Source organism: Pseudomonas sp. FW305-20 (assembly GCF_058788075.1).
In genome coordinates, this window is sequence record NZ_JBYTAJ010000032.1 from 21,399 (window position 1) to 39,309 (window position 17,911).

Sequence of the window (17,911 nt, forward strand, 5' to 3'; positions counted from 1 at the left end):
GCGAACAACAGCTCCCGGGCCAAGGCGGTGTAACAGGCCGATCAATTCATCTGCGACGGACACAGCTCCACTTCAAAACGACAACCATGGGGCTCCATGTTCGTCAGGCTGACGGTCCACCCCTGGTTTTCACAGATGCGCTGTACCAGTGACAACCCAAGCCCCAAGCCCTCACCGCGCTTCTCGTTGCCGCGCACGAACGGCTCGAACATCGCCTCGCGCTTTTCCTCGGGAATGCCTACGCCACTGTCCTCGACCATGAACCCCGTGGCAGTCAGCGTCAGGCGGATGAATCCGCGTTCGGTGTAATGCAGGGCGTTACGCAGCAAGTTGCCCATGACTGCATGCAAAAGGGTTGCGTTGTAGCACGTGTTGGCCGGATTGCCCGGTTCAAAGATCAGCGCCAGCCCCTTGGCTTCGATCGGCTCGCGCCACTGGTTTAGCAGTCCATCGGCGACCTGGCCCAGGGTCTGCTGGGGCGACATGCTGGCGTCTTCGCGTTGTGCGCGGGCCAACATCAGGAAGGTTTGCACCAGCTCGCGCATCTCTTCGCAAGCGCGGGCGATGCGCTGGACCTGTGCACGTCCACGCTGATCGATACCGGGGTTTTCCAGCAGCAGCTCGCAGGAACTGGCCAGCACCATCAATGGCGTGCGCAGTTCGTGGCTGACGTCACTGGTGAACAACCGTTCGCGGGTCAACGCCTGGCGCAAGCGCCCGAGGGTGGCGTCGAAGGCCACGGCCAACTCGCCCACCTCGTCGGCGGCGTAATCCGGCGCCAGCGGGGGCGCAAGACCTAATAATTGATCACGGTGGCGGACCTGACGGGCCAGGCGCACCACGGGCGCCATCACTTTGCGCGCCAGTACCCAGCCAAGAAACACCGCCAACGCCAGACTCAAGACGAAGCCCACCAGCACCACGGCAAACAGCACCCGTTCACGCTCTTCGAAATCGCTCTGATCCTGCAGCAGCACATAATGCCGGCCATCGACGACTTCGACCATCGCGTGGTACGACAGCTGTTCGCGAAACACTTCGTGAAAGCCCGGGCCCAGGTGCCGCAGGTCCTTGGGAAGCTCGAAGTCGCCCGGCCCGCCGCTGAAATAGAACAGCTGGTCCGGCTCGGGACGATGGTTCCAGTCCATGACACTGTCCATCAGCAACAGCCGTTGCAAGTCGCCGCCCAGACCGGCCGAAATCAGTTTTTCTTCCACCAGGTGTACGGTCGCCACAATGCCCATTGCGAAGGCGCCGGCGACCAATGCGCTCATCAGCGCAAAGGCGATGATGATCCGTTGAGCAAGGCTCTGTTTAAACTCCATCTCGGCCCTCGGCCAAGCGATAACCCACACCGTGTACGGTTTGCAGCAACGGTTTGGCGAACGGCTTGTCGATCACCTGGCGCAATTGATGAACGTGGCTGCGCAGGCTGTCGCTGTCCGGGCAATCATCCCCCCACAGCGCCTCTTCGAGAATTTCGCGACGCAGTACATGCGGACTTTTTTGCATCAGCACGGCCAGCAACTTCAGGCCCACCGGGTTGAGTTTCAGCAGTCGCCCTTCGCGGGTCACTTCCAGGGTATCGAGGTCGTAGATCAGATCGCCGACCTGCAGGGTGCGGCGACCGCCACCCTGGGCACGGCGCATGACCGCCTCGATGCGCGCTGCCAATTCAGAGAGCGCAAAGGGTTTGATCAGGTAGTCATCGGCACCGGATTTGAACCCTTGCAGGCGGTCGTCCAATTGATCGCGAGCGGTGAGCATGATCACCGGCGTGTCGCGACGCGCGTCTTCACGCAGACGTTTGCACAGGGTGTAACCGTCGATGCCAGGCAGCATGACGTCGAGCACGATCAAGTCGTAATGCTCGGTGGCCGCCAGGTGCAAGCCTGACAAACCGTCCTGCGCGCAATCCACGGTATAACCCTTGAGCCCCAGGTAATCGGCCAGATTGGCCAGGATATCGCGGTTGTCTTCAACCAATAGAATTCGCATGGGTGTCTCCTGCGTACACAGTAACGGCCGTCTTGGCCCGCGCAGCTTAAGGCCAAGTGTGGCTGAGGGCTAGGACTGCGTGCGGTTGCATATTCAACCTATAAACCCGGGGCGCCTTTAACGACTTTTTCACTATCGATTCACACGTCGACGACAGGAACAGGCTCAAACTCCGCGCGGCTGCGTGTTCAGAACCTTTCATTGACCAAGGAATTGCCATGGTTTCGACTGCCGGTCGCCCCGCCTCCCGCCCGCTGAATTTCTGGGTGTGCCTGGGCGTTCCCGTCATCGCGGCGATCATTCTGATGCTGCTCGAACTGACGTCCTTGGACATGGACCTGGCCAAGCTGTTCTATGACCCGGTCGCGGGGGATTTCATCGGGCGGCACAGTTACTTCCTGGAAGACATCCTGCATGACCGCGCCAAGCAGGTGGTCATCGCCTTTTCGGTGTTGGCCATCCTCGGTTTCATCGCCTCCTTTTTCATCGACCGGCTCAAACCGATCCAACGGGAACTGGGCTGCCTGGTGTTATCTCTGGCGCTGGCGACCTCCTTTGTCACGCCAGTCAAAGCAGTGACGGCCGTCCAGTGCCCGTGGAGCCTGGAGCAGTTTGGCGGTCACGAAACCTATAGCGAACTGCTCAGCCCTCGCCCGCACACCGATAAACCGGGCCGTTGCTGGCCCGGCGGGCATGCAGCGACCGGTTTCACACTGTTTGCGCTGTTTTTTGTCCTGCGTGACCGTCGTCCGCGCCTGGCGCGCAAGGCGTTTGTGTTCGCTTTCACGTTGGGCACGGTGTTTTCCATCAGCCGGATGATGCAAGGAGCGCACTTCTTCTCGCACAACGTGTGGACGGCGATTTTCTGCTGGCTGATATGTCTGGGGGCGTATTACTACATCCTTTATCGCCCAGCCTCGAAGGCTGAACGAGCAACCAAGGCGAAACCGGTAAACGCCTGATACACAGATCCAAATGTGACCGTTGTATCCCGGCAATAAAAAACCCCGCCTGCTTTCGCAGACGGGGTTTTTATGTACGGGGTAAGGCTGGCTTACATCATGCCGCCCATGCCGCCCATACCGCCCATGTCTGGCATGCCGCCGCCAGCTGGTGCGTCGTCCTTGATCTCAGCGATCATGGCTTCGGTGGTAATCATCAGGCTGGCAATCGACGAAGCCGCTTGCAGAGCCGAACGAGTCACTTTTGCCGGGTCCAGGATACCCATTTCGATCATGTCGCCGTATTCGCCGGTAGCAGCGTTGTAACCGTAGTTACCCGAACCCTGCTTGACCTTGTCGACTACTACGCTTGGCTCGTCACCGGAGTTGGCAACGATCTGGCGCAGTGGCGCTTCAACAGCGCGACGCAGCAACTGGATGCCAACGTTCTGGTCATCGTTGTCGCCTTTCAGCTCGGAGATTGCCTGCAGAGCGCGAACCAGTGCCACGCCGCCGCCAGGTACCACGCCTTCTTCAACGGCTGCACGGGTAGCGTGCAGGGCGTCTTCAACGCGGGCTTTCTTCTCTTTCATTTCAACTTCGGAACCAGCGCCAACCTTGATCACTGCAACGCCGCCGGACAGTTTGGCCAGACGCTCTTGCAGTTTTTCACGGTCGTAGTCGGACGAAGTGTCGGCCACTTGCTGACGGATCTGCAGAACGCGAGCCTGGATGTCAGCCTCAACGCCGGCACCGTCGATCACGGTGGTGTTTTCTTTGGACAGGATCACGCGCTTGGCATTACCCAGGTGTTCCAGGGTAGTGCTTTCCAGGCTCAGACCGATTTCTTCGGAGATAACGGTACCGCCAGTCAGAACAGCGATGTCCTGCAGCATGGCCTTGCGACGGTCGCCGAAGCCAGGAGCCTTGACGGCTGCGACTTTAACGATGCCACGCATGTTGTTCACAACCAGAGTCGCCAGGGCTTCGCCTTCAACGTCTTCGGCCACGATCAGCAGTGGACGGCCGGCTTTGGCAACGGCTTCCAGTACTGGCAACATTTCGCGGATGTTCGAGATTTTTTTGTCGACCAGCAGGATCAGCGGACCGTCCAGCTCGGCGGTCATGGTCTCTGGCTTGTTGACGAAGTACGGGGACAGGTAGCCACGGTCGAACTGCATGCCTTCAACAACCGACAGTTCGTTTTCCAGGCCCGAGCCTTCTTCAACGGTGATCACGCCTTCTTTACCGACTTTTTCCATGGCTTCGGCAATGATGTCGCCGATGGAGCTGTCGGAGTTGGCCGAGATGGTGCCGACCTGAGCGATCGCCTTGGTGTCAGCGCAAGGCTTGGACAGGGCTTTCAGCTCTTTGACGATAGCGATGGTCGCTTTGTCGATGCCGCGTTTCAGGTCCATCGGGTTCATGCCGGCAGCAACGGCTTTCAGGCCTTCGTTGACGATCGACTGAGCCAGAACGGTAGCGGTGGTGGTGCCGTCGCCTGCGTCATCGTTGGCACGGGAGGCAACGTCTTTGACCAGCTGCGCGCCCATGTTTTCGAAGCGATCTTTCAGCTCGATTTCTTTGGCAACGGACACGCCGTCCTTGGTGATGGTCGGAGCGCCGAAGCTCTTCTCGATGATCACGTTACGGCCTTTAGGGCCCAGGGTCGCTTTTACTGCGTCAGCCAGGACGTTGACACCGGCGAGCATTTTCTTACGGGCGGAATCGCCAAACTTAACTTCTTTAGCAGCCATGATCGATATTCCTTAAATACTTTGTAGTAGCGGGAAAATGAGCGGGGAATCAGCCTTCGACAACGGCGAGGATTTCGCTCTCGCCAATTACCAGAAGGTCTTCGCCGTCGACTTTCACAGTGTTGCTGCCGGAGTACGGACCGAACACAACCTTGTCACCCACTTTTACGGACAGTGCACGCACTTCACCGTTGTCCAGCACTTTGCCTGGGCCTACAGCGAGGACTTCACCCTGGTTTGGCTTTTCAGCAGCCGAACCTGGCAGGACGATGCCGCCAGCGGTTTTCTTTTCTTCTTCGCTGCGACGGACGACGACGCGGTCATGCAGAGGACGAAGCTTCATTGTCGATCTCTCCTAATTGTGGTTTTCATCGGCCGGTGTATTCCCGGCGGGTTTAACAAATCCGGCGGTGCCGGGTGCGGTTCGTCAAGCGAACCGCGGAAGTCTGTCTGGCGTGTTCGCCAGAAACCTTGCGGTGACCGTTACATAAGGGCGCGCAAGCTTATTACAAGGGCGAGGACGCAAATTTTTTCAGGTTGTTGCCCCACAAACGAACACGGCACCCGAAGGTGCCGTGCCAATGGTATGGATTACTTGGTATCGCGGTGTTCGAATTCGCCTTCGATCACGTTGGGCTCACGGCCCAACGGCTCGCGCGGGGCAGGACCGCCACGTGGCTGAAGGTCGTCGGCGAAGGCACGCTGACGGATTGCCGCCTCTTCGGCACGCTGGCGCATTTTATTGGCCAGCAGTCGACGAGAGATCGGCAGCAACATGATCAGACCCAGCACGTCAGTGACGAAGCCCGGCAGGATCAACAGACCACCCGCCAGCGCCAGCATCAAGCCTTCGAGCATGGTCTGGGCCGGCAACTCGCCGCGGTTCAGGCTTTCACGAGCACGCAACGCGGTTGCCAGACCAGCGATACGCAGCACGAACACACCGAGCATCGAGCCGAGAATGACCAGCAGCAGGGCCGGGAAAAACCCGATCGCCCCGCTGACCTTGACGAATACGAACAGCTCCAACACCGGAAACAGTACAAAGAGCAACAAAAAAGGGCGCATCAAATGGTTCCTCAACGCAAGAATGCCTTGCCAGTCTCCCCTAGATGACGTCGCCAATTCGTGAATTCAAGCGTCGGCCCCTTCATTTTTTGGCCAATGTTCGGCGTGAGCCAGGAAAACCAAGGCTTCGCGCACTTGTGTCGGCGTATTGCACGGCGCTTGAAACGGCAACCAATAGAGCCCCTGGCCAATGCGCAGGTGCATGCCTTCGGTGTCGATACCCGCCAGTTGCGCCGGCTCGGTTTTCGGCAGCCCCGCCAGTTCGACGTAATGGGCGATGGCTTTGGCGTGATCGGCATTCATGTGCTCGACCATGCTCGCTTCGGCTTTTCCGGCGAACGGGTTGGCCAGCGTTAACTGATCGACCCAGTGAATCGCACCGAAGCCGCCGATGTAACGGTGGCGTACCGGTTTGAGCACCCAGAAATCGAAATCATGAGCCTTGTGGTAGCTCTGCGAATCAGGGAAATAGCGGTAGTAACGCTCAGCCGCCGCGTCGATGGCGGCCTCGTCCTCGAGCTTTTCGGCTTCGGCGAGGTAGGTCAGGCGACCAACGGCTTGCACGTCTTCGGCCCCTCGCTCGCCCACGAACAGTGAGCATTTTGGATCTTTCTGCAGGTTGTGGGTGTGCTGGGCGATACGGCTGATAAGGATCAGCGGCCAGCCCTGTGCGTCCAGACAGTACGGAACCACGGAGCCAAACGGGAAACCGGGCATCGCCTTGGAATGCGTCGAGAGCACTCCACGGTATTCCTTGAGAAGCAATTCTCGGGCATTCTTGGCCGCTTCAACGCTCAATTTATGACTCCTTATTAGAATCCGTCAAAAAAACGGACAGGCGCCTGGGATAAGTTCCAGAGCGCTATCGGGGCAGTTCTCATGTGCAGCCAGGCCGCATCAGGTGCAGATCGAGAGGCTACTCTCTAAAAGGAAACCACACCTCTGACCTGCTATTGGGGCATGCGAATGCAACTCACTGACAAAGTAATCATTATCACGGGCGGTTGCCAGGGTTTAGGCCGTTCCATGGCCGAGTATTTCGCCGGTAAAGGCGCGAAGCTGGCGCTGGTGGACCTGAACCAGGAAAAGCTCGACGACACCGTCGCCGCTTGCAAGGCCAAAGGCGTCGAGGCTCGCGCTTATCTGTGCAATGTCGCCAATGAAGAGCAAGTGACGCATATGGTCGCCCAGGTGGCCGAAGACTTCGGTGCGATCCATGGCCTGATCAACAACGCCGGGATCCTGCGCGATGGCTTGCTCATCAAGGTCAAGGACGGCGAGATGACCAAGATGAGCCTGGCCCAGTGGCAGTCGGTCATTGACGTCAATCTGACGGGGGTGTTCCTGTGCACCCGTGAAGTCGCGGCCAAAATGATCGAGCTGAACAACAGCGGCACGATCATTAATATCTCGTCGATCTCCCGTGCGGGCAACGCCGGCCAGACCAACTACTCCGCCGCCAAAGCCGGTGTCGCTGCGATGACCGTGACCTGGGCGAAGGAATTGGCACGCTACGGTATTCGTGTGGCAGGCATTGCACCGGGTTTTATCGAAACAGAAATGACGCTGAGCATGAAGCCTGAGGCGCTGGAGAAGATAACGTCAGTGATTCCACTCAAGCGCATGGGCACGCCTGAAGAGATCGCCCATTCGGCGGCGTACATCTTCGAGAACGACTACATCAGCGGTCGGATTCTGGAGCTGGATGGCGGGTTGCGGATCTAAATCCCGACACAAAACAAATGTGGGAGCGGGCTTGCTCGCGAATGCGGTGCGTCAGTCAACATTACTGCTGATGACACACCGCATTCGCGAGCAAGCCCGCTCCCACAGGGGATTGCATTCCTTCAGTGAATTAATCGTCGCTGATGGTGATATTGGGCATCGCGGGCGATACCGCTTCCTGCAACACGATCCGCGCGCCGACATGGCGGGCCAGTTCCTGGTAAACCATTGCAATCGGGCTGTCGGGCTCGGCGATCACCGTTGGCTTGCCGCCGTCGGCCTGTTCGCGGATGGCCATCGCCAGCGGCAACGAAGCCAGCAGCTCGACGCCGTACTGGTTGGCCAGCTTCACACCACCGCCCTCACCGAACAGATGCTCGGCATGCCCGCAGTTGGAGCAGATGTGCACGGCCATGTTTTCCACTACGCCCAGCACCGGAATGTTGACCTTGCGGAACATCTCCACGCCCTTGCGTGCGTCCAGCAATGCCAGGTCTTGCGGCGTGGTAACGATCACCGCGCCGGCCACCGGGACTTTCTGCGCCAGGGTCAGCTGGATGTCGCCGGTGCCTGGCGGCATGTCGATGACCAGGTAATCCAGGTCGCCCCAGGCGGTTTGAGTGACCAGTTGCAACAAGGCGCCGGAAACCATCGGTCCGCGCCAGACCATCGGCGTGTTGTCGTCAGTCAGGAACGCCATGGACATGACTTCGACACCATGGGACTCGATCGGAATGAACCACTTCTGATCCTTGACCTGGGGCCGGGTGCCTTCAGGGATGCCGAACATGATGCCTTGGCTCGGACCGTAGATATCCGCGTCGAGAATCCCGACCTTGGCGCCTTCGCGGGCCAGGGCCAGGGCCAGGTTGGCGGCGGTCGTCGATTTACCCACACCGCCCTTGCCGGACGCCACGGCCACCACGTTCTTGACGTTGGCCAGCCCGGGGATCTGCGCTTGAGCCTTGTGTGCGGCAATGACACTGGTGATCTCGACGCGAGCGATGGTCACGCCGTCCAGCCCTTCAATGGCCATTTGCAGCAACTGCGCCCAGCCACTCTTGAACAGGCCGGCGGCATAACCCAGCTCCAGCTGGACGCTGACGCGATCACCCTGAATGTCGATGCTGCGAACGCACCCGGCGCTGACCGGGTCCAGGTTCAGGTAAGGGTCGGTGTATTGGCGAAGGACGGCTTCCACCGCTGCGCGATTGACGGCGCTCATGGGCAACTCCGATAGCAAGACTGAAAAATCAGGCGGGTATCCTAACCGTTCTACATCATAGACGGCATGCCCCACGATGATTTGTGGCAAACACATCCTGGTGGCGAGGGAGCTTGCTCCCGCTCGGCTGCGCAGCAGTCGTAATCAAGTTGATGCGATCCTTCTGTCGGAACCGGGTTACAGGGGTTGGGGCGGCTTCGCCACCCAGCGGGAGCAAGCTCCCTCGCCACAAAAGCCCACCTGCACCAAGCAAACTCATCACCACTCTTTTCAGAGGCGATGCATTCGGAAACAGGCCCGAAGGGTGAAAAATATACGCCAGCGCTTTATAGTGGCCGACCTCCGTTTCATCAAGTAGCCGAGCCCCATGTCCGAGCCACGCAAGATCCTCGTTACCAGCGCCCTGCCCTATGCCAATGGTTCGATCCATCTTGGCCACATGCTGGAATACATCCAGACCGATATGTGGGTGCGCTTCCAGAAGCACCGCGGCAATCAATGCATTTATGTCTGCGCCGACGACGCCCACGGTTCGGCCATCATGTTGCGCGCGGAAAAGGAAGGCATCACCCCGGAACAACTGATCGCCAACGTCCAGGCTGAACACAGCGCCGACTTTGCCGAGTTCCTGGTGGACTTCGACAACTTCCACTCCACTCACGCCGAAGAAAACCGTGAGCTGTCGAGCCAGATCTACCTGAAGCTGCGCGACGCCGGGCACATTGCCACGCGCTCGATCACCCAGTACTTCGACCCGGAAAAGAAAATGTTCCTGGCCGACCGCTTCATCAAGGGCACCTGCCCGAAATGCGGCACCGAAGACCAGTACGGCGACAACTGCGAAAAATGCGGTGCGACCTACGCGCCAACCGACCTGAAGGATCCGAAGTCGGCGATCTCCGGCGCCACGCCGGTGCTCAAGGATTCCCAGCACTTCTTCTTCAAGCTGCCGGACTTCCAGGAAATGCTGCAAGCCTGGACCCGCAGCGGCACCCTGCAAGAAGCCGTGGCGAACAAAATCGCCGAATGGCTGGACGCCGGCCTGCAACAGTGGGACATCTCCCGCGATGCGCCGTACTTCGGTTTCGAAATCCCCGACGAGCCGGGCAAATACTTCTACGTCTGGCTCGACGCGCCGATCGGCTACATGGCCAGCTTCAAGAACCTTTGCGACCGCACGCCCGCCCTTGATTTCGACGCGTTCTGGGGTAAGGATTCCACCGCCGAGCTGTACCATTTCATCGGCAAGGACATCGTCAACTTCCACGCCCTGTTCTGGCCAGCCATGCTCGAAGGCGCCGGTTTCCGTAAACCGACCGGCATCAACGTACACGGCTACCTGACCGTCAACGGTCAGAAAATGTCCAAATCCCGCGGCACTTTCATCAAGGCCCGGACTTATCTCGACCACCTGTCGCCGGAATACCTGCGCTACTACTACGCGGCCAAGCTGAGCCGTGGCGTCGATGACCTGGACCTGAACCTCGAAGACTTCGTGCAGAAGGTCAATTCCGATCTGGTCGGCAAAGTCGTCAACATTGCCAGCCGTTGCGCCGGTTTCATCCATAAAGGCAACGCCGGTGTGCTGGTGGCGGGCAATGCCGCGCCGGAACTGACCGAAGCGTTCCTCGCCGCAGCGCCGAGCATCGCCGAAGCCTACGAGGCTCGCGACTTCGCCCGCGCCATGCGCGAGATCATGGGCCTGGCCGACCGTGCCAATGCCTGGATTGCCGACAAGGCACCGTGGTCGCTGAACAAACAGGAAGGCAAGCAAGACGAAGTCCAGGCCATCTGCGCCCTGGGCGTCAACCTGTTCCGCCAGCTGGTGATTTTCCTCAAGCCGGTGCTGCCGCTGCTGGCCGCCGACGCCGAGGCGTTCCTGAACGTCGCGCCGCTGACCTGGGACGACCACGCGACCTTGCTCAGCAATCATCAACTGAACGAGTTCAAACCGTTGATGACCCGTATCGACCCGGTAAAAGTGCAAGCCATGAGCGACGCCTCGAAAGAAGACCTGACCGCCAGCGCTACCGACACCGGCGATGCTGCACCTGCCGGCAATGGCGAACTGGCCAAGGATCCGCTGTCACCGGAAATCGAGTTCGATACCTTTGCCGCTATCGACCTGCGCGTCGCTCTGATCCTCAAGGCCGAACACGTGGAAGGTGCCGACAAACTGCTGCGCCTGACCCTCGACATTGGTGACGAGCAACGCAATGTGTTCTCCGGGATCAAGAGCGCTTATCCGGATCCGTCCAAGCTCAATGGTCGCCTGACCATGATGATCGCCAACCTCAAGCCCCGGAAAATGAAGTTCGGCATCTCCGAAGGCATGGTGATGGCGGCCGGCCCTGGCGGTGAAGAAATCTACCTGCTCAGCCCTGACAGCGGCGCCAAGCCAGGCCAGCGCATCAAGTAAGGCTGTGCGGTAAACCAATCCCACAGTCGTGCCTGGCGCGACTGTGGGATTTTCATGTCTGGCCCACCCTCCGTCCTTGCCGGATAATGCCTAAGCTTTTTAGACCGCTCCGTTAAAAAGCCCCGTTCTTGCCGGCACGACCATGACCGAATTGCTTCTTACGCTTATCAGCACTGCCCTGATCAACAACCTCGTGTTGCACTGGCCGCTGGGCGTCGATCCGCTGCTGGGCAACGAGCATCGGCAAGTTCACGCATTGGGCCTTGCGACCACGTGTTTGATGCTGATCGTCGGCACGCTGGGCTACGCGGCCTACCGTTGGTTGCTGGTCCCGCTGGAGCTGACGTCGCTGCGCCTTTTTGTCTTCCTGCCATTAAGCGTTCTGCTGATTGGCCCGCTGCTGAAAGTGCTTTCCCGGTCACTTCCAAAATTTGCGTTCAATGGCCTCTGGCCCCTGCTGCTGGGCAACGCCGGCGTACTCGGCTTGACGCTGCTCAATGCTCAGGACGACAAAGGCTTCTTCCACGCCGTGGCCCTGAGCCTGGGCGCCGGGCTGGGATTCTGGCTGGTACTGAGCCTGTTCAGTGACTTGCGCCAACGCACCCTCGAAAATGATATCCCCCTGCCCTTTCGCGGCCTGCCCATCGACCTGATCGGCGCTGGACTGATTGCAGTGGCCTTTCTCGGATTCAGCGGACTGATCAAAACATGAGTCTGATTCAACGCATCGACGCCCTGTTGCCGCAGACCCAATGCGGCAAGTGCGGCCACCCCGGATGCAAACCGTACGCCGAAGGCATTGCCAACGGCGAACCGATCAACAAGTGCCCGCCAGGCGGCAGCGAGACCATCGCGGCCCTGGCCGAACTGTTGAAAGTGCCGGTGCTGGAACTGGACGTCAGTCGCGGTTCGGCCCCGGCGCAGATCGCCTATATTCGTGAAGCGGAGTGTATTGGTTGCACCAAGTGCATTCAGGCCTGTCCGGTGGATGCGATTGTCGGCGCGGCGAAATTGATGCATACGGTGATCGTCGATGAATGCACCGGTTGCGACCTGTGCGTAGCGCCCTGCCCGGTGGATTGCATCGAAATGCGGCCCTTGCCGCTGGACACGGTGCTGCCGGTTGTCGGCGGTCTGGCGTTCAGCCTTGAGGAGCAACGCGCCCGGACGGCCAAACGCAATCACGCACGGCAGCGATTCGAACAGCGCAACGCGCGCCTGCATCGCGAAGAAGAACAGAAAATCGCCGAGCGTCAGGCCCGGGCCCAACGCGCCGCCCAGCACAGTGAGGTAGCGACACTCGACCCGGTTCAGGCCGCTCTTGAGCGTGTCCGTGTACAGAAGGCAGCCAATGCCGATGCGGCGTTGAAAAAGGCCAAGATCGATCTGGCGATGAGTCGGGCGCAACTGAACAAGTCACTCAAGGCCTTCGGGCATCCGCCGACCTTCGAACAGCAGTCGCAACTGATCGTCTTGCAACAGCAATTCGAGGCTGCCGAACAGGCGTTGGCGAAACTGGAAAGTGCTGCACCGCCAGCCGCGCCCCCCGTCGTTCCAGCGAAAAATGCGCAGCTGAATCGGGCAAAGATCCAGTTGGCCATGCGCCGCACCGAACTCAAGAAAGCCCAAGCCAGCGAAGCGCCGGCTGAGCAGATTGAAGCCCTGGAACTGGCGGTCAATGAAGCCGAGCGTCAGGTGGATGCCTATGCCGCCCCTTGAATCGGTCGATGAGCGCCTTCAGCAAGCCATGAAGCTGGTATTGCTGGCCACCGTGCCGGGGCTGCTGGTGTTTTTCTGGCTGTATGGCTGGGGCGTGTTGATCAACCTGGTTCTGACGGGTGTTACCGCACTGGCCGTTGAAGCGGCCGTGTTGCGCTTGCGCAAGCAGGCGCTCAAGCCAACCTTGAGCGACGGCAGCGCACTGGTCAGCGCGACGCTGTTGGCGCTGGCCCTGCCGCCGTATTGCCCGTGGTGGCTGACGGTCTTCGCCGCAGCGTGCGCGATGGTATTTGGCAAACACCTGTACGGCGGCGTTGGCAAGAATCCGTTCAACCCGGCAATGCTGGGCTTCGCCCTGGTGCTGGTGACCTTTCCCCAACAGATGACCCTCTGGCCGTCGTCCCATGGACTGGACCTGATCGGCGGTTTGCAGCAGGTGTTCGGGTTCAGCCTCAGCCAGGCTCCGGATGCCTGGGTCCAGGCCACGGCGCTGGACAGCCTGCGGATCAACAAAAGCCTGACGATGGATGAACTGTTTACCGCCAACCCGGCGTTCGGTCATTTCGGCGGCCGAGGCATGGAATGGGTCAACCTGGCCTTTCTGGCGGGCGGTGCGTTTCTGCTGCAACGACGGGTGTTCAGCTGGCATGCGCCGGTCGGCATGCTCGCCAGCCTGTTCATCATCAGCCTGCTGTGCTGGAACGGCTCAGGCTCCGACTCCCACGGTTCGCCGCTGTTTCATCTGCTAACTGGCGCGAGCATGCTGGGCGCATTCTTCATCGTCACGGAACCGGTGTCCGGCGCAAAAAGCCCCAGCGCGCGACTGCTGTTTGGCGTGGGCGTCGGGCTGCTGACGTATCTGATTCGTACCTGGGGTGGCTATCCGGACGGCGTCGCCTTTGCCGTCCTGTTGATGAACCTCTGTGTGCCGGCGCTGGAGCGGTTTGCCGCTTCCAGACTGGAACGGGGTGCGCCATGAGCCGGACGTCGAGTGTTGTGATCCTGGTGGTGCTGGCAGCCTTGGGGATTGGCGCGACTTACCTCGTGCAGCACACCAGCGCGCCGCGCATTGCGGCCGAACAGCGCCTGATCGACAGTCGTAACCTGCTGGACTTGCTCCCTGCTGGAAGCTACGACAATCAGCCGCTGGACCAACCACTTGCCCTGGAAAATACCGGGTTGGCCAACAGCACGCTGCTGGGTGGCTACCTGGCGACCAAGACAGGCCAGACCAGCGCGGTGTTGCTGCGCAGCCAGACCCTGGGTTACGAAGGTTCCATCGAATTGCTGATCGCAATCGGCGCAAACGGCAAAGTGCTCGGCGTCAAAACGCTGAGGCAATCGGAAACTCCGGGGCTGGGCGGTCGACTCGCCGACTGGCCCAATACCTGGCTTCAGGCTTTTTCCGGAAAGTCCCGAAGCGAACCTTCCGACAATGGCTGGGCGTTGAAAAAGGATCAGGGGCAATTCGATCAAATGGCGGGGGCGACCATCACTTCGAGAGCGGTCATCAACGCTATCCATGACGCGTTGCGCTATTTCGACGAACATCAGCGACAGTTGATTGGGAGCAGCACTCATGAATAAGTCCTCGACGCTGCACAATTCACTGATGCTTGCGCCGCTGATCGGTGCCACGGATTCATTGGTGTCCGCCCTGGGCTTGTGGATGATGTTCATCGTGGCGATCAGTGCCTTTGGAGTGAGCATGGGCGCCTTGCGACCCCGACTTGTCCCAGAGACACGTCTGCTTGCCAGCATCCTGCTGGCCGCCGCACTGACCAGCTGCATCGAACTCGCCGCGCAAGTCTGGTCGCTGCAATGGCACCAGCATGTTGGGTTCTATGCAGGGTTGATTGCCTTGCAATGCGTTGTGCTGGAACACACCGGTTTTCACCAGAGTACCTGGCGTGATCGCCTGCGCCTGAGTGGCCTGTTCGGCGCGTTGATGGTGGGCCTTGGCTTGCTGCGCGAACTCATCGGCAGCGGGACACTCGGCAGCCATCTGCCATGGCTGGCAGGCACCGCACAAACGGACTGGCAAGGCTGGGTGCTCACTGCCGACGGCGGCTTGCGCCTGGTCACCCTGGCCCCTGGCGGATTCATACTGCTGGGACTGCTGATCGCCGCACGTCAGGCCTGGACCCGCTCGACGCCTTCACACTGACCGCCTTCGAGGAAATTCACTGCCCATGAATGCCGCAAAACGCCTGGAAATTTTTCGCCGATTTCACGAAGACAACCCGGAGCCGAAGACCGAACTGGCCTACTCCTCGCCGTTCGAATTGCTGATATCCGTGATCCTCTCGGCACAGTCGACCGATGTCGGCGTCAATAAGGCCACCGCCAAGCTCTACCCGGTAGCCAATACACCGGCTGCAATTTATGCCTTGGGGGTCGAGGGACTGTCGGAATACATCAAGACCATCGGCCTGTTCAACAGCAAAGCGAAAAACGTGATCGAGACCTGTCGCTTACTGATCGAACGTCATGGGGGCGAAGTGCCGCAAACCCGTGAAGAGCTGGAAGCGTTACCCGGCGTCGGCCGCAAGACTGCCAACGTGGTGCTCAATACCGCATTCCGCCAGCTGACCATGGCCGTGGACACGCATATTTTCCGGGTCAGCAACCGTACCGGCATTGCGCCAGGGAAAAATGTGGTCGAGGTTGAACAAAAACTGATGAAGTTCGTGCCGAAGGAATACCTGCTGGATTCCCATCACTGGCTGATCCTTCACGGACGCTACGTTTGCCTTGCCCGCAAGCCTCGCTGCGGCAGTTGCCGGATTGAAGATTTGTGCGAATACAAGCACAAGACGTCGGACGATTGAGGCGCTATTAGGTTTTTTGATTTATCGATTGAAAAAATCTTTTTTACCCGCCGGGAGATTATCGATATAAGGAGCGCCAAAGGCAGCCTTAGCCTGGAGTAACACTATGAGCACTGGCAAAGAGCAATTGGACGTAGAAGACGACTTCACCCCTGTTGAGGCTGATGATGCTGAACCGGTGGTTGAAGTGGCGAAGACCAACCTGAGCAAACGCCGTACCATCGATAACCTGCTGGAGGAGCGCCGACTGCAAAAGCAATTGGCCGATTACGATTTTGACCTATGACACCTAAAAGCCTCCCGAAACGGAGGCTTTTTACTAAGTGTCGCCGCTGGATCCCCCTCGCGCCTCGTCAAACGCCGAGGCGGTCACACCAGACCATTGCGTTGAGCCAATTCGATCAGGTCGACCAGGGAGCGGGCATTGAGCTTCAACAACAGACGAGTCTTGTAAGTGCTGACGGTCTTGTTGCTGAGGAACATTCCGTCGGCGATTTCCTTGTTGGTCTTGCCTCGAGCCAATTGCTGCAAAACCATCATTTCCCGTCCCGACAGTCGATCGACCATATCGGCTTCACTGGCGTTCCCCAAACTTGAACGCACAGTATGCAAGGCTTGATTCGGAAAGTAACTGTAGCCCGACAATACTGCCTTTATTGCACTGAGCAACTCAGTGAGATCTTGTTGTTTGCAAACATACCCGGCGGCACCGGATTGCATGCAGCGCATTGAAAAATGCCCTGGCGCCTGGGAAGTTAATATCAGTACCTTCATGGGCATTGCTGTCGAGGTCAGACGCGCGATGACTTCCAATCCATCAAGTTTCGGTATTCCAATATCCAGGATGACAATATCCGGCATATGCTCACGGGCAAGTTGCAACGCATCCACGCCATTGTCTGTCTCTGCAATGACTTCGTAGCCATGACGTTCCATTAGCATACGCACCGCAAGACGAATGACAGGGTGATCATCCACGATCAGCACTTTATTCATGGGCAAGTCCAATTTCGCTGTTCGAATTTTTAGAGCCCGCACAATAGCCTAGTCGTTTCCCCCATGGCATGCCGCCCCCCTCGGCCACCCACACCGAGAGACATTCCCTACAGATATTAGGGAATTGTCTTACAAATTTTCAGAAAATATCGTGAGAGGAAAAATTTTATCAACCTGAAAACATTTCGATTATCCGCAATTTTTTTGTTTCCATTTACAACCAGAAACCTGAACAAGAGGATTCGCCGCAAGCGATCAAACGAACTCTGGCTATTGAGCTACCCTTAAAAGTAACTGATATTTACCACTTTCGATTTTACCCGACAAAAACCACATAAAAAGGAACAAGAAAAAAATCACACAAGGCAACACTTAAAAAATACATTTAACGCAACACTACTTAAAACACCAGGAACAGAGATACCCGACCCGCATACAATAACGCTACTATCATACTATTCAAACCCAACACTAAAAGGAGTTCCGCGCCAACATAAATTCCAACTATTCGTTATAAATATCAAACTAAAAACACTAATCAATCGAGAAAAGACAATACTTCCATGAGCAGAAAACATGAACAAACAAAAGAAAAAAATCATAAACCCCATGACAGTCATTGCGATATTCGCCGCCATTTCTGAAACATCCGCCGCCGTCTCGCTGCCCTTTCTAGACAATAAGGAGCGGGAACTCTATGTCTGGTTCCTGATCAGTTTTCCTTTTTATTTGCTTTTTCTTTTCTTCGCCACACTAAACTTCAACTACCGGTCGCTGTACGCGCCCTCCGATTACAGCAAGGGAAAGCAATTTATAAAAGTGATGGACAATGCTGAACGTGGTCAGCGGCCCGATAACCTGAAGGACCCTCCCCCCCGAATCGATATTCATTCGGGCCTTTCGGCTCTTCAGCACGTGAGTCTGGCCGAGCAGTTGCAAAACCTGCACATCGTCGATGCGCGGTGGCTAAACAAGAAAACGGAATTCGGCGCCTGGATCGAAAAAAACCGGCACCCACAGGGAAGTCCTGCACAAGTGATCATATTTCTCACTTGTACTGAATCAGAGGCACTACTGAAGGAAAGCGCAACCAAGCAATCAAGACAGGCAAAAAATCGCAACGGCTCAACACTTTGCATTGCCTACAATTTGAATTCACGCGGTCTGACGATTCTTGATCATTCTTTTTACCTGACACGCAGCAGGTAACGCTTGAAGAGCATTCAGAAAGA

The 17,911-nt window shown here is 58.0% G+C and carries 19 protein-coding genes; 11 read left to right on the forward strand and 8 right to left on the reverse strand.

What is annotated here, in order from left to right; translation table 11 throughout:
* Positions 1 to 41: 41 nt before the first annotated feature.
* Both AC3WP4_RS22810 and colR read right to left on the reverse strand, forming a co-directional pair.
* Positions 42 to 1,325, reverse strand: coding sequence for a sensor histidine kinase (locus AC3WP4_RS22810; RefSeq protein ID WP_102615639.1), 1,284 nt, complete (start codon positions 1,323 to 1,325; stop codon positions 42 to 44).
* Positions 1,315 to 1,998, reverse strand: a complete 684-nt coding sequence (gene colR / locus AC3WP4_RS22815) for a two-component system response regulator ColR (protein WP_074874049.1) — start codon at positions 1,996 to 1,998, stop codon at positions 1,315 to 1,317. Before colR ends, AC3WP4_RS22810 begins: the two co-directional genes overlap by 11 nt.
* A gap of 218 nt (positions 1,999 to 2,216) precedes the next feature.
* On the opposite strand from colR, the gene AC3WP4_RS22820 reads away from it, so the two are divergent.
* Entirely contained in the window at positions 2,217 to 2,960 is a 744-nt protein-coding gene (locus tag AC3WP4_RS22820) for a phosphatase PAP2 family protein (RefSeq protein WP_102615640.1), read from the forward strand.
* A gap of 92 nt (positions 2,961 to 3,052) precedes the next feature.
* On the opposite strand, the gene groL is transcribed toward AC3WP4_RS22820, so the two are convergent.
* The 4 genes from groL to AC3WP4_RS22840 form a co-directional block, all read right to left on the reverse strand.
* Positions 3,053 to 4,696 carry a chaperonin GroEL gene (gene groL / locus AC3WP4_RS22825; protein WP_074874047.1) on the reverse strand — a complete coding sequence of 548 codons (1,644 nt, stop codon included), beginning with the start codon at positions 4,694 to 4,696 and terminating at the stop codon, positions 3,053 to 3,055.
* A gap of 49 nt (positions 4,697 to 4,745) precedes the next feature.
* Positions 4,746 to 5,039, reverse strand: coding sequence for a co-chaperone GroES (locus tag AC3WP4_RS22830; protein ID WP_007948593.1), 294 nt, complete (start codon positions 5,037 to 5,039; stop codon positions 4,746 to 4,748).
* 248 nt (positions 5,040 to 5,287) lie between these two features.
* Positions 5,288 to 5,764, reverse strand: a complete 477-nt coding sequence (locus tag AC3WP4_RS22835; RefSeq protein WP_008155548.1) for an FxsA family protein — start codon at positions 5,762 to 5,764, stop codon at positions 5,288 to 5,290.
* A gap of 66 nt (positions 5,765 to 5,830) precedes the next feature.
* Positions 5,831 to 6,562 carry a HugZ family pyridoxamine 5'-phosphate oxidase gene (locus tag AC3WP4_RS22840; RefSeq protein WP_076028461.1) on the reverse strand — a complete coding sequence of 244 codons (732 nt, stop codon included), beginning with the start codon at positions 6,560 to 6,562 and terminating at the stop codon, positions 5,831 to 5,833.
* A 168-nt stretch (positions 6,563 to 6,730) separates the two neighbouring features.
* Here AC3WP4_RS22840 and AC3WP4_RS22845 point away from each other — a divergent pair, with 168 nt between their 5' ends.
* On the forward strand, positions 6,731 to 7,489 hold the full coding sequence (locus AC3WP4_RS22845; protein ID WP_076028462.1) for an SDR family oxidoreductase: 759 nt from the start codon (positions 6,731 to 6,733) through the stop codon (positions 7,487 to 7,489).
* Between the two features lie 130 nt (positions 7,490 to 7,619).
* On the opposite strand, the gene apbC is transcribed toward AC3WP4_RS22845, so the two are convergent.
* Complete coding sequence (gene apbC, locus AC3WP4_RS22850) at positions 7,620 to 8,714, reverse strand: iron-sulfur cluster carrier protein ApbC (RefSeq protein ID WP_074874044.1); 1,095 nt, start codon at positions 8,712 to 8,714, stop codon at positions 7,620 to 7,622.
* Positions 8,715 to 9,081: 367 nt separating this feature from the next.
* Between apbC and metG the strand changes: the two genes are divergently transcribed.
* From metG to AC3WP4_RS22890, 8 genes are all read left to right on the forward strand, one after another.
* Positions 9,082 to 11,133, forward strand: coding sequence for a methionine--tRNA ligase (gene metG / locus AC3WP4_RS22855; protein ID WP_076028463.1), 2,052 nt, complete (start codon positions 9,082 to 9,084; stop codon positions 11,131 to 11,133).
* A gap of 142 nt (positions 11,134 to 11,275) precedes the next feature.
* Complete coding sequence (locus AC3WP4_RS22860) at positions 11,276 to 11,845, forward strand: electron transport complex protein RnfA (RefSeq protein ID WP_102615642.1); 570 nt, start codon at positions 11,276 to 11,278, stop codon at positions 11,843 to 11,845.
* Entirely contained in the window at positions 11,842 to 12,852 is a 1,011-nt protein-coding gene (rsxB, locus tag AC3WP4_RS22865) for an electron transport complex subunit RsxB (RefSeq protein ID WP_102615643.1), read from the forward strand. Before AC3WP4_RS22860 ends, rsxB begins: the two co-directional genes overlap by 4 nt.
* Positions 12,839 to 13,831, forward strand: coding sequence for an RnfABCDGE type electron transport complex subunit D (locus AC3WP4_RS22870; protein ID WP_074874040.1), 993 nt, complete (start codon positions 12,839 to 12,841; stop codon positions 13,829 to 13,831). Before rsxB ends, AC3WP4_RS22870 begins: the two co-directional genes overlap by 14 nt.
* Positions 13,828 to 14,439, forward strand: coding sequence for an RnfABCDGE type electron transport complex subunit G (locus AC3WP4_RS22875; RefSeq protein WP_074874039.1), 612 nt, complete (start codon positions 13,828 to 13,830; stop codon positions 14,437 to 14,439). The genes AC3WP4_RS22870 and AC3WP4_RS22875 overlap by 4 nt, the downstream gene beginning before the upstream one ends.
* The gene (locus AC3WP4_RS22880; protein ID WP_102615644.1) at positions 14,432 to 15,019 is read left to right on the forward strand and encodes an Rnf-Nqr domain containing protein; all 588 of its coding nucleotides are present in this window, start codon (positions 14,432 to 14,434) and stop codon (positions 15,017 to 15,019) included. The genes AC3WP4_RS22875 and AC3WP4_RS22880 overlap by 8 nt, the downstream gene beginning before the upstream one ends.
* A 25-nt stretch (positions 15,020 to 15,044) precedes the next feature.
* Positions 15,045 to 15,683, forward strand: a complete 639-nt coding sequence (gene nth, locus AC3WP4_RS22885) for an endonuclease III (RefSeq protein ID WP_074874037.1) — start codon at positions 15,045 to 15,047, stop codon at positions 15,681 to 15,683.
* A gap of 106 nt (positions 15,684 to 15,789) precedes the next feature.
* Positions 15,790 to 15,969 (forward strand): PA3496 family putative envelope integrity protein, encoded by a 180-nt coding sequence (locus AC3WP4_RS22890; RefSeq protein ID WP_007898493.1) that lies wholly within the window; start codon positions 15,790 to 15,792, stop codon positions 15,967 to 15,969.
* Positions 15,970 to 16,052: 83 nt separating this feature from the next.
* On the opposite strand, the gene AC3WP4_RS22895 is transcribed toward AC3WP4_RS22890, so the two are convergent.
* Positions 16,053 to 16,679, reverse strand: a complete 627-nt coding sequence (locus tag AC3WP4_RS22895) for a response regulator transcription factor (RefSeq protein WP_008155570.1) — start codon at positions 16,677 to 16,679, stop codon at positions 16,053 to 16,055.
* Positions 16,680 to 17,255: 576 nt separating this feature from the next.
* Between AC3WP4_RS22895 and AC3WP4_RS22900 the strand changes: the two genes are divergently transcribed.
* A complete protein-coding gene (locus AC3WP4_RS22900) occupies positions 17,256 to 17,888 on the forward strand; it encodes a hypothetical protein (protein ID WP_074874036.1) in 633 nt (210 codons plus the stop codon).
* The last annotated feature ends 23 nt before the right edge of the window (positions 17,889 to 17,911 follow it).